General features: G+C 71.1%; 8 protein-coding genes. 3 read left to right on the forward strand and 5 right to left on the reverse strand.

The window, feature by feature from the left end:
- Positions 1-116: 116 nt before the first annotated feature.
- A complete protein-coding gene (gene uvrA / locus UW392_RS00260; protein WP_320772748.1) occupies positions 117-3194 on the reverse strand; it encodes an excinuclease ABC subunit UvrA in 3078 nt (1025 codons plus the stop codon).
- Positions 3195-3417: 223 nt separating this feature from the next.
- On the opposite strand from uvrA, the gene UW392_RS00265 reads away from it, so the two are divergent.
- Together UW392_RS00265 and UW392_RS00270 are read left to right on the forward strand one after the other, a co-directional pair.
- Positions 3418-4104 carry a maleylpyruvate isomerase family mycothiol-dependent enzyme gene (locus UW392_RS00265; protein WP_320772749.1) on the forward strand — a complete coding sequence of 229 codons (687 nt, stop codon included), beginning with the start codon at positions 3418-3420 and terminating at the stop codon, positions 4102-4104.
- A gap of 205 nt (positions 4105-4309) precedes the next feature.
- The gene (locus tag UW392_RS00270) at positions 4310-4966 is read left to right on the forward strand and encodes an MBL fold metallo-hydrolase (RefSeq protein WP_320772750.1); all 657 of its coding nucleotides are present in this window, start codon (positions 4310-4312) and stop codon (positions 4964-4966) included.
- Positions 4967-5263: 297 nt separating this feature from the next.
- Here UW392_RS00270 and aroQ read toward each other — a convergent pair whose 3' ends face one another.
- A complete protein-coding gene (gene aroQ, locus UW392_RS00275; RefSeq protein ID WP_320772751.1) occupies positions 5264-5737 on the reverse strand; it encodes a type II 3-dehydroquinate dehydratase in 474 nt (157 codons plus the stop codon).
- 247 nt (positions 5738-5984) lie between these two features.
- Here aroQ and UW392_RS00280 point away from each other — a divergent pair, with 247 nt between their 5' ends.
- Positions 5985-7256 carry an MFS transporter gene (locus UW392_RS00280; RefSeq protein ID WP_320772752.1) on the forward strand — a complete coding sequence of 424 codons (1272 nt, stop codon included), beginning with the start codon at positions 5985-5987 and terminating at the stop codon, positions 7254-7256.
- Between the two features lie 305 nt (positions 7257-7561).
- Here UW392_RS00280 and UW392_RS00285 read toward each other — a convergent pair whose 3' ends face one another.
- From UW392_RS00285 to UW392_RS00295, 3 genes are all read right to left on the reverse strand, one after another.
- Complete coding sequence (locus UW392_RS00285; RefSeq protein ID WP_320772753.1) at positions 7562-8560, reverse strand: TerC/Alx family metal homeostasis membrane protein; 999 nt, start codon at positions 8558-8560, stop codon at positions 7562-7564.
- A 277-nt stretch (positions 8561-8837) separates the two neighbouring features.
- Positions 8838-11039, reverse strand: a complete 2202-nt coding sequence (locus tag UW392_RS00290) for a TerD family protein (protein WP_320772754.1) — start codon at positions 11037-11039, stop codon at positions 8838-8840.
- Between the two features lie 58 nt (positions 11040-11097).
- Positions 11098-11676 (reverse strand): TerD family protein, encoded by a 579-nt coding sequence (locus UW392_RS00295; RefSeq protein ID WP_320772755.1) that lies wholly within the window; start codon positions 11674-11676, stop codon positions 11098-11100.
- Positions 11677-11735: the final 59 nt, after the last annotated feature.

Raw genomic sequence — 11735 nt, forward strand, 5'->3', positions numbered from 1 at the left:
GCGGCCCGGCCCTGGTCACACGGCCGACGGGGCACGGGCCGCAACTCGGCCCGTGCCCCGTCGGCTCGGCTGTTCAGCTATTCAGCTGCTCGGCTGCCTGCGGATGTGCTCCGCGCTCAGGCCTTCTTCGTCGCCGCCTTCTTCGTCGCCGCCTTCTTCGTGGCTGACGCCTTCTTGGCGGCGGTCTTCGTCGCCTTGGCCGCCGTGGACTTGGCTGGGGCCGCCTTGGCGGTCCCGGCGGTCCTGGCCGTCGCGGTCTTCTTGGCCGCCGTACCCGCCGCGACCGTCTTGGCCGCCGCCTTGCGCGGCGTCCTGGCCTTGGCCTTGGCCGGAGTGTCGGCGTCGCTGATCCGGTCCGCGCCGAGGATGTCCCGCAGGAACTTGCCGGTGTGGCTGGTCGGCACGCTCGCGACCTGCTCCGGCGTGCCCTCGGCGACCACGATGCCGCCGCCCGCGCCGCCCTCGGGGCCCATGTCGACGACCCAGTCGGCGGTCTTGATCACGTCGAGGTTGTGCTCGATGACGATGACCGTGTTGCCCTTGTCGACCAGGCCGGACAGGACGGTCAGCAACTTGCTGATGTCCTCGAAGTGCAGACCGGTGGTCGGCTCGTCCAGTACGTAGACCGTGCGGCCGGTGGAGCGGCGCTGCAGCTCGCTGGCGAGCTTGACCCGCTGGGCCTCACCGCCGGAGAGCGTGGTCGCGGACTGGCCGAGCCGGACGTAGCCGAGGCCGACGTCCTTCAGGGTCCTCATGTGCCGGGCGATCGCGGGGACCGCCTCGAAGAAGTCGGTGGCCTCCTCGATCGGCATGTTCAGCACGTCGGCGATGGACTTGCCCTTGTAGTGGACCTCCAGGGTCTCCCGGTTGTACCGGGCACCGTGGCAGACCTCGCACGGGACGTAGACGTCGGGGAGGAAGTTCATCTCGATCTTGATCGTGCCGTCGCCCGCGCAGTTCTCGCAGCGGCCGCCCTTGACGTTGAAGGAGAAGCGGCCGGGCATGTAGCCCCGGACCTTCGCCTCGGTGGTCTCGGCGAACAGCTTGCGGATGTGGTCGAAGACACCGGTGTACGTGGCCGGGTTCGACCGCGGGGTGCGGCCGATGGGCGACTGGTCGACGTGGACGACCTTGTCGACGAGGTCGTCGCCGTCCACGCGCGTGTGGCGCCCGGGAACGTTCCGCGCACCGTTCAGCTCGCGGGCCAGGTGGGTGTACAGGATGTCGTTGACCAGGGTCGACTTGCCGGAGCCGGAGACACCGGTGACGGCCGTGAAGACGCCCAGCGGGAAGGAGACGTCGATGTCCCGCAGGTTGTTCTCGCGGGCACCGTGCACGGTGAGCTGCCGTGAGGTGTCGCGCGGACGCCTGGTGTCGGGCAGCGGGATGGCCTTCTTGCCGGAGAGGTAGAGGCCGGTCTGCGACTCGGCGTTGTCCAGCAGCTCCTTCACCGAGCCGCTGTGCACCACCTTGCCGCCGTGCTCACCGGCGCCGGGGCCGATGTCGACGATCCAGTCGGCGACCTTGATGGTGTCCTCGTCGTGCTCGACGACGATGAGCGTGTTGCCCATGTCGCGGAGGCGGACCAGGGTCTCGATCAACCGGTGGTTGTCCCGCTGGTGCAGGCCGATGGACGGCTCGTCGAGCACGTACAGCACGCCGACGAGGCCGGAGCCGATCTGGGTGGCCAGACGGATGCGCTGGGCCTCGCCGCCGGAGAGGGTGCCCGCCGCGCGGTTCAGCGAGAGGTAGTCGAGGCCGACGTCGACCAGGAAGCGCAGCCGCTCGTTGACCTCCTTGAGGACGCGCTCGGCGATCTTCTTGTCGCGGTCGTTGAGGGTCAGCTCGCCCAGGAAGTCCGCGCAGTCGCTGATGGACATCGCGGAGACCTCGGCGATGGACCTGCCCATGACCGTGACGGCGAGGATCAGCGGCTTGAGGCGCGTGCCCTCACAGGTCGGGCAGGGCACCTCGCGCATGTAGCCCTCGAAGCGCTCGCGGCTGGAGTCGCTCTCGGCCTCGCTGTGCCGGCGCTTCACGAAGGGGATGGCGCCCTCGAACGCCGTGGTGTAGCGGCGCTCGCGGCCGTACCGGTTGCGGTAGCGGACCTCGACCTGGGTCTTGTGGCCGTACAGCAGGGCCTTCTTCGCGCGCTGCGGCAGCCCGGCGAAGGGAATGTCCGTACGGAAGCCCAGCGCGTCGGCGAGGGCACCGATCAGGCGGGCGAAGTAGTCCTTGGTGTGCCCGTGCGACCAGGGGTTGATGGCCCCTTCGTCCAGGGACTTGTCAGGGTCCGGGACGATCAGCTCCGGGTCGACCTCCATGCGCGTGCCGATGCCGGTGCAGTCGGGGCAGGCGCCGAAGGGCGAGTTGAAGGAGAAGGAGCGGGGCTCCAGCTCCTCGAAGGACAGGTCGTCGTGCGCGCAGTACAGGTGCTCCGAGTACATGCGCTCGCGCTCGGGGTCGTCCTCGGGGAGGTCGACGAAGTCGAGCACGACCATGCCGCCGGAGAGGCCGAGCGCGGTCTCCACGGAGTCGGTCAGCCGCCGCTTGGCGGACTCCTTGACCGTGAGGCGGTCGATGACCACCTCGATGGTGTGCTTCTCCTGCTTCTTCAGCGTGGGCGGGCTGGAGAGCTGGACGGTCTCGCCGTCCACACGCGCGCGGGAGTAGCCCTTGGTCTGGAGGTCGGCGAAGAGGTCGACGAACTCTCCCTTGCGCTCGCGCACCAGCGGCGACAGCACCTGGAAGCGGCTGCCCTCGGGCAGTTCGAGCACCCGGTCGACGATGGCCTGGGGCGACTGGCGCGAGATCGGCCGGCCGCACTCGGGACAGTGCGGCTTGCCGATGCGCGCGAAGAGCAGGCGCAGGTAGTCGTAGACCTCGGTGATGGTGCCGACCGTGGAGCGCGGGTTGCGGGAGGTCGACTTCTGGTCGATGGAGACCGCCGGGGAGAGGCCCTCGATGAAGTCGACATCCGGCTTGTCCATCTGGCCGAGGAACTGCCGGGCGTACGACGAGAGCGACTCCACGTAGCGCCGCTGGCCCTCGGCGAAGATCGTGTCGAAGGCCAGGGAGGACTTGCCCGACCCGGACAGGCCCGTGAAGACGATGAGCGAGTCACGCGGCAGGTCGAGCGAGACGTTCTTCAGGTTGTGCTCGCGCGCGCCACGGACGATGAGACGGTCGGCCACGCCGGTCCGCACCTTTCTTGAGAGAAGTGACAGGGGCGAGGCCCCCGTCTTTCTCAGACTAGGGGGAGCCACTGACAACGCCGGTCGGATTCACGGGTTGTCAACAAACCCCGACTGTCCAGCATGCCCGACGCCATGCACGACCTTATAGCACGCACATTCGATTTGCGGGTTTCGCTCGCCACCTTCACCCGAAGGTGTGACGCGGACTAAGGTCAGCAGCATGATGGATCACGCTCATGACCTGGCGTCTGTACGTGACGCTACCGATCGGCTGCTCACCGCTGTCGGGAAACTGGACAACGCGAGCGTGACGGAGCAGTCACGACTGCCCGGCTGGACGCGGGGCCACATCCTCGCCCACCTCGCCCGCAACGCGGACGCCCTCGTGAACGTTTTCGAGGGTCGCCCCATGTACGCCAGTGCCGAGGCGCGCGAGGCAGACATCGAGCGGGACGCGCCCCGCCCCCTCGACGTGCAGCTCGCCGACGTACGCGAGAGCTCGGCCGGCTTCCAGCGGGCGGCAGCCGTGCCGGCCGACTGGTCCCGCACCGTCGCGCTGCGCGGCGGGGTGACCGACCTCGCCTCCTCCGTGCCCTTCCGGCGCTGGATCGAGGTGGAGCTGCACCACGTCGACCTGGGGATCGGGTACGAGCTGGAGGATCTGCCCGCCGAATTCGCCGATCGGGAGATCGCCTTCCTCGCCGCGCGGTTCGCGGGCCACGGCGACGTGGCGCCGACACACCTCACGGACGGTACGCGCGCGTGGAGCACGGGACGGGAGGCACAGAGCCCCGAGATCACCGTCACGGGCGACCGGGCCGGACTGCTCGGCTGGCTCGCGGGCCGCCGCGACGGCTCGCACCTCGGGGTGGAGGGCGGTCCGCTGCCGGCCCTCCCGCCGCTGTAGCGACACCGGCGCCGGGAGCCCGGCCGTGCCCTCCAGTCCACACCGGTCCACGCCGGTCCCGGTCACGGAGGGGCCTGGGTCCTCGCCGGTCCTCGTCGTGGTGGGGCCGGGGTCCTCGCCGGTCCTGGTCGTGTAGGGGCCGGGGTCCTCGCCGTACCGCCCCCGCGGGTCCCGGGCGCACGGGGCCGCCACTAGGCTGGCGGCCATGACGTACAGCGGAGAGGTGAGGGTCGGCGGCCCCGCCGACGTGCACGAGCTCAAGGACCTGATGATCACCAAGATCGCGGTCGGCCCGATGGACAACAACGCCTATCTGCTGCGCTGCCGGGCGACCGACGAGCAGTTGCTGATCGACGCCGCCGCCGAGGCGGAGACGCTGCTCGGCACGATCGGCGACGACGGCATCGCGTCCGTCGTCACCACCCACCGCCACCCCGACCACTGGCAGGCCCTGGCCGAGGTGGTCGCCGCGACGGCCGCCCGCACCTACGCGGGCCGGGACGACGCCGAGGGCATCCCCGTCCCCACCCGTGTCCCCGTCGACGACGGCGACACGATCAGGGTGGGACAGGTACAGCTCACGGCACGCCACCTCGTCGGCCACACGCCGGGCTCGATCGCCCTCGTCTACGACGATCCGCACGGGCACCCGCACGTGTTCACCGGGGACTGCCTCTTCCCGGGCGGCGTCGGCAACACCCGCAAGGACCCGGACGCCTTCGCGAGCCTGATCCACGACGTCGAGACGAAGATCTTCGACGCCCTGCCGGACGAGACGTGGGTCTACCCCGGTCACGGCAACGACACCACGCTGGGCGCGGAACGCCCCCACCTGCCGGAGTGGCACGCACGGGGCTGGTGAGCTCCGGGGGGCCCAGTCGGTGAGCCAAGAGGTGGCGGCGTCGCGCCGGTCAGCGCGGGGCGGGCGTAGGCCGTGAGCCACGCGCGCGTGCCCCGTGTGAACCCTTCGCACACACCGCTCCCGTACGTACTCTCCCGGTACACGCCGTCTCGCGGTCGACTGGTGACCGTCCCGCACGGGGGGACGCGTCCCACGTGGGGCCCGGGTCGCCGGTCCGCTCTTCCCCTTCCCTCTCCCGCCCGGCCGGCGGCCCGGTGGGACCAGGGCGCCCGGCGGAACCTCCGCCGGGCGCCCGGTTCATGCCTGGGCCCGTCCCGTCCCGGCCAGCACGGCGATCCGCTCCACGCCGAACACGTATCCCTGCACGCCGCAGCCCGCGATGACCCCGTCGGCGCGCTGCGAGACGTAGGAGTGGTGCCGGAACGCCTCCCGCCGATGGATGTTGGAGATGTGGACCTCCACCACCGGAAGCCCGTCACAGGTGTTGAGCGCGTCCAGCACGGCGACTGACGTGTGCGAGTAGGCGGCGGGGTTGATGACGATGCCGCAGTGGCCGAGCCGCGCCTCGTGGATCCAGTCGACCAGTTCGCCCTCGTGGTTGGACTGGCGGAAGTCCACCGTGCCGCCGTGCGCGCCCGCGGCCTTGACGCACAGGGCCTCGATGTCGGCCAGGGTGTCGGACCCGTAGATCTCCGGCTGCCGCTGCCCGAGCAGGTTCAGGTTGGGCCCGTTGAGGATCATGATCGGTGCGTTGGCCAGGGTGCGGGGCACGGTTCCTCCGGTCCGTCGGTGGTGCGGTCCGCGGGACCGCCGTCCGCCCCGGTCTATCACGGTGCCGGCCCGCCCGGTCAGGCCGTCCCGCCCGGCCCTCACCACGGCCGTCGGGGCCCCTCGGGCCTCACCCGGCGCCACCGCCCTCGCACACTGCCCCTCGCGCCTCCTGAGCGCCCCGTAACCGTGCGTCGTTGCGGCTGGTTGTCGCGACATGCACGCCGCACGCGCCGCGAAGGCGCCCTCCATGCCACGCCTGGCCGCCGCCGCGCTGGCCGGCACCGCCATCGAGTTCTACGACTTCTTCGTCTACGGGACCGCGGCGGCCCTGGTGCTGGGCCCGCTGTTCTTCCCGACGATCTCCCCCCTGGCGGGCACCCTGGCCGCCTTCGGCACCTTCGGCGTCGGCTTCGTGGCCCGGCCGCTGGGATCGGTGCTGTTCGGGCACATCGGGGACCGGCACGGGCGACGACCGGTACTCGTCCTCTCGCTGCTGCTGACCGGGGCGTCCACGGTCGCGGTCGGCTGCCTCCCGGACTACGGCACGATCGGGGCGGCCGCACCGCTGCTCCTCGTTGTCCTGCGCTTCCTGCAAGGGCTGGGGCTGGGCGGGGAGTGGGGCGGTGCCGTGCTCCTGACCGCGGAGCACGCGCCGGCCGAGCGGCGGGCGCTGTGGGCGAGCCTGCCGCAGGTCGGTCCCGCGCTGGGCTTCTTGCTCGCCAACGGGGTGATGCTGGTGCTCTCCACGTCGCTCACCGAGGCGCAGTTCGCCCAGTGGGGCTGGCGGGTCCCGTTCTGGGCGGCGGGCGTACTGGCTCTGGTCGGGCTGTGGCTGCGGTCGTCGCTCGCCGAGAGCCCCAGCTTCCTGAAGATGGACGACCGCGCGCGCGTACCGCTCGCCGAAGTGATGCGGGACCACTGGCGGCTGGTCCTGCTGACGGCCGGCGCGCTGGCCATCGGCTACGCCATCTTCTACTCCGTCTCGACCTGGTCCCTCTCCTACGCGACGGAACGGCTCGGCGTGGACCGGGGCGTGATGCTGGCCTGCATCATGGCCGCGGTGGTGGTGAAGGGCGCGCTCACGCCGGTGTTCGGGCTGCTCGGCGACCGCTACGGGCGCCGGCCGCTCTGCCTGGCCGGATGCGCGGCAGCGACGCTGTGGATGTTCCCGATGGTGGCGCTTCTCGCGACCGGCGCACCGCTGCTGATGTTCCTGGGTTTCCTGGGGGCGATGCTCGCCTTCATCGCGATGTTCGCCGTCATCGCCGCGTACCTGCCCGAGCTGTACGAGCCACGGGTGCGGTGCACGGGAGCCGCCGTCGGTTACAACCTCGGCGGCGTGGTCGGCGGCGCCCTCACCCCGATCGTGGCGACGGCCCTGGCGGAGCAGAGCGGCCGCACCCCGTGGGCCGTGGGCGCGTACCTCACGGCGATCGCCCTGCTCAGCCTCGGGTGCTTCGCGCTGCTGCCGGAGACCCGCCCGGTGCCGGTGACGGCGGCGGAGCCGGTCTCGGGGTGACCACCGCGACGGGGGCGGGCGGCCACCACAGGCGGGGCCCCCACAGGCGGAGCCACCGCAGGCGGGGGCGGCACCGACCGGGACGGAGGCCGACCGGGGCGGAAGCCGACCAGGGCAAGGGACACCCGGACCGGGGCTGCCCGGACCACGGCTGCCCCGGGGTGGCCGCCCGCCGTCCCGGACATGCACCGGGAGCGGTGCCCGGCGCGTCGTGCCGTGGCGGTCCGCTCCCGGTGTCGGTCTGGTTCCGGTACCGGTGTTCCGCTACCGGTGCCAGGTCCGCTTCCGTGTCCTGAGACCAGGCGTCAGACGTCGATGCTGTTCTTCCGGGCGTCGTCGTCCCGCGCCGCCGCCTCGGCCGCCGCCTGCTTCCGGGTGGCCGCGAGGCTCGTGATCGTGGTGATGATCAGAACTCCGCAGATCACGCCGAGGGAGACCGGGATACTGATCTCGGGGACGTGAACGCCGGACTCGTGGAGCGCGTGCAGCACCAGCTTGACGCCGATGAAGCCGAGGATGACCGACAGGCCGTAGGAGAGGTGGACCAGCTTCTTCAGCAGGCCGCCGATGAGGAAGTACAGCTGCCTCAGACCCATGAGGGCGAAGGCGTTGGCCGTGAACACGATGTACGGATCCTGGGTGAGACCGAAGATCGCGGGGATCGAGTCCAGGGCGAAGAGCACGTCCGTGGTACCGATCGCGAGCATCACGACCAGCATCGGGGTCATGACCCGCTTGCCGTTCTGCTGGATCCACAGCTTGGTGCCGTGGTAGCGGTCGGCCACGCCGAAGCGTCGCTCGGCGGCCTTGAGGAGCTTGTTCTCCTCGTACTCCTCGTCCTCCTCGTCGGCCCTGGCCTCCTGGATGAGCTTCCAGGCGGTGTAGATCAGGAACGCGCCGAAGATGTAGAAGACCCAGGCGAAGCTGGCGATGATCGCGGCACCGGCGGCGATGAACACGGCCCTGAGCACCAGGGCTATGAGGACACCGACCAGGAGTACTCGCTGCTGGTACTGCGACGGCACGGCGAATTTCGCCATGATCAGAACGAAGACGAAGAGATTGTCGACGCTCAGGGACTTCTCGGTGATGAAGCCCGCGAAGAACTCGCCGGCGGGCTGGCCGCCGCCGAAGAGAAGCAGCCCGAGTCCGAACAGGGCGGCCAGGGCGATCCAGACACCCGTCCAGATACCGGCTTCCTTGATCGAGACATCGTGCGGTTTGCGGCCGATGAAGAAATCGACCGCGATCAGGGCGGCTAGGCCCAGGATGGTCAGGACCCACAAGGTCGTCGAAACTTCCACTGCGCCTCCGGCAGTACGTAACGGCAGATGTCAGCGTCGTCGCTGCCGGAGGTCTCTTCCACCCAGGGAACCCGTGCGCGTGAAGCGCGGGGAACCCACGGGCCGACGCCCCGGGATCTGGCCTGATCCGTATTGACGGGCACGCCGCAGCAGACAGGGAGTACTCCCCTCCGTGAGAAAAACAGTACCTCAATCACCAAGGATTGGTAAAGGGTTCTGCAAATTAAGCTCAAAGTGCCAGCTCAAGTCCCTTTACCAGCCCTTGGCCAGTGATCGTTCAGGGCAGCCGACGGGCCGCCGCGACCCGGCTGAGCAGTTGCGGAAGCACCTCACTGCCGGGCGGCACGAGCGCGGGCTCGTACGTCCAGGCGTGACCGACCCACGGGTCGGCGAGATGGTCGTCCGCCACCGGGGTGAGCCGCAGCAGCGAGCGCCACAACGGATCGAGCAGAGGGCCGTATGCCGTGCAGTCCTCCCGGTCGGCGACCATCATCAGGTGGACACCGACGGGCGGGCCCTCGTCCGCGAGGTAACGCAGCTGGGTGACGGCACGGTCGTCGAAACCGTGCGGGAAGTCGTTGACCAGCAGCAGGTGCTGGGAGGTGTCGAGGCCGGGCGGCAGTGAATCGGCGGCGCCGCCGCGCACCGCCATCTGCACGAGGTCGACGCGCCGGGTTATTCGGCCGAGCACATCCGCCACACCCGCCGCGCCGACGGCCGGCGGCGCCGCGAGCACCCCGGACCGCGTGAGCGGCGCCAGGGCCCGTGCCCCCGCTCCCGCCGCGTCGATGACGTGCACGGTGAACTCGCCCGCCGGATGAACGGCCAGCAGCCGGGCCGCGTGCGCCACTGCCGACTCCAGGGCCAGGCCGCGCAGCTCGTGGGAGTCGGCCAAGGAACCGTCGAGCGACGGGACGCGTCCGCTGTCGATCCACAGCCCTCGCTCCAACGGCAGCCTGACCAGCATCGGGATGCGCAGCCGGGCGGCCTCGGGCAGCCGGAGGTCCCCCAGGCGCAGAGCCATGGGGAACTCCATCGGCACGCGGTGGCCGTGCCAGACGGGGTTGTCCCAGCGGGCGTAAGCCGCCGGCAGCGCCGGTTCGACGACCTCGGCCTCCGCGGCCAGCTGGGCGAGGTCGCGGTCCAGGACCTCCCTGGCCCGCGCGACGAGCTGCTCGTACCGGGTACGGGCGGCCTCCCGGGCCGCGTCGCTCCGTCCGCCGACACGGCCGCGCGGGTCGGACAGAGCCTGGTCGAGCTCCTTCTCCCGGCGGGAGTCCGCGAAGTCGACGGCGCTCCGGTAGGCGGCCACGCTGCGGGCCAGATCCTCGAACATGCCCCACACCTGGTTGTAGAGCCGCTCGTCCAAGGACCAGCCGGTCGCGTCGCCCGCGACGGGCGTCGGAGGCCGTTCCGGTTCCGGGACCGGCCCTGGTCCCGGTCTTGATCCTGGTCCTGGTCCTGGTCCCGGTTCCGGTTCCGGCGCGGAAGACGGGCGTCGATGCGGGTGCCTGTAGTCGATCGGCCCGGCCGAGGTGGGCGGTGACTGCGGGTCGCGCGCGGGGCTCGGTGTGCCGGGGGCGGCAGGCGCGTCGGGCGCGTCGGGTGCGTCTTGGTACGGATGCGATCGGTCCCGCTGACCTGGACCGGAGGCGGCGGCCTGCGGTGCCCCCGAGGTGTGCTGGTACGGCGGCTGCTGGCCGGCTCCCGCCCCGGCCGGTGGTCCGGCCAGGGGCGGGGTGGAACCGTTGTCCTGTGGTGCGGCACCTCCGTGGTCCGTACCACGTGCCGGAGTCGCTACCTGTCGGGACCGGCCGTCGTCGGTCACCGAGGCTGCCGTCTGAGACGGATGGGACGGATGGGATGGATGGGACGGATGAGCGTCGTCGGTCGGGGACGAGGGTGTGGCCGGTGGGCGGCGGCCCTGCTCCGGGGCCGCCGCCGCTTGGATGCCGCGGGCGGCAGCCCTGGCCTCGGGCAGTCCCCGGTCGGCGAGGAGTTCGGCGAGCCCGCCGGCGTAGCCCTGGCCGACGGCGCGTACTTTCCAGGTGCTCTGCCTGCGGTACAGCTCCAGGGCGATGACGGCGGTCTCGGCGTCCAGGCCGGTGAGGGTGTAGCTGGCGATCTCGGCACCGTCGGGGGCGGCCACGGCGACGAAGGGCGCGGCGACGGCCCCGAAGCCGGCCGGTCCGCCTGTGCCGAGGCCGGGCAGGGCGAGCAGTACGTCGACGCGGTGGACGGCCTCCGGTACGGCGTCCAGATCCACGGCCAGCCGATGGCCGGCGGCGGCCCGGCGGGGAACCTGAACTCCGGGCCGGGCGGGCGCGCCCGCGTGGGCCACCCACTCGGCACCCGGGATCCTGCCGTCGGCGTCCCCGAGGGCGACCGCGGCGACGACCGGCACACCGGCCGAGATCCGGATCTCCAGACGGGTCCGGGACAGCGGATGGTTCTGCCCCCGCACCAGCTCGGCGGTCATCGCCTGTCCCCCCGTGTCGCTGTTCTGCCCTGTACGGCCGCGCCCCGCCCGTGACCGGCTACAGGACCGGCAGGATCGTCGGCATCAGGTCCTGGAAGGTGCGGCCGTTGGCCGGCGTGCCGAGGGCCGTCATCGACCAGCCCTCGCCCGACCGGTGCACCTTGGCCATGATCTGGGCGGTGTACGCGCCGCCGCCGGCGAGGGTGTAGCGGGCGAGTTCCTGTCCGTTGGTCTCGTCGACCAGGCGGCAGAACGCGTTCTGGACCTCCTGGAAGGTCTGGCCCGTGAAGGAGTTCACGGTGAAGACGATCTGGTCGATGTGGACCGGGACGCGCGCGAGGTCGACGAGGATGGACTCGTCGTCCCCGCCCTGGCCGGCGCCGCCCACGAGGTTGTCCCCGGTGTGCCGCACCGAGCCGTCGTCGCTCACCAGGTGGCGGAAGAAGACGACGTCGACCGGCTGCTTGTCCGCGAACAGGACGGCGGACGCGTCGAGGTCGACCTCCCGGGTGCGCGACCCGAAGAGACCGCGCCGGGGAGCCGCCTGCCAGCCGAGACCCATGCGCACCGACGTGAGGCTGCCGCCGTCGTCCTTCTGCAGACTGATGGCCTGACCCTTGGTCATGTTGACGGTCACGCGCTGATCCCCTTTCGAGCGGTCCCTGCCGCCGCGGTGCCCGCGGTCGGTCCAAAAGG

This window comes from Streptomyces sp. CRN 30 (assembly GCF_034105845.1).

Bases quoted from the DNA above. Each gene is read 5' to 3' on its own strand.
- UW392_RS00270 (WP_320772750.1), top strand. From the start codon at position 4,310: ATGACGTACAGCGGAGAGGTGAGGGTCGGCGGCCCCGCCGACGTGCAC.
- UW392_RS00280 (WP_320772752.1), top strand. From the start codon at position 5,985: ATGCCACGCCTGGCCGCCGCCGCGCTGGCCGGCACCGCCATCGAGTTC.
- UW392_RS00265 (WP_320772749.1), top strand. From the start codon at position 3,418: ATGATGGATCACGCTCATGACCTGGCGTCTGTACGTGACGCTACCGAT.
- UW392_RS00290 (WP_320772754.1), bottom strand. From the start codon at position 11,039: ATGACCGCCGAGCTGGTGCGGGGGCAGAACCATCCGCTGTCCCGGACC.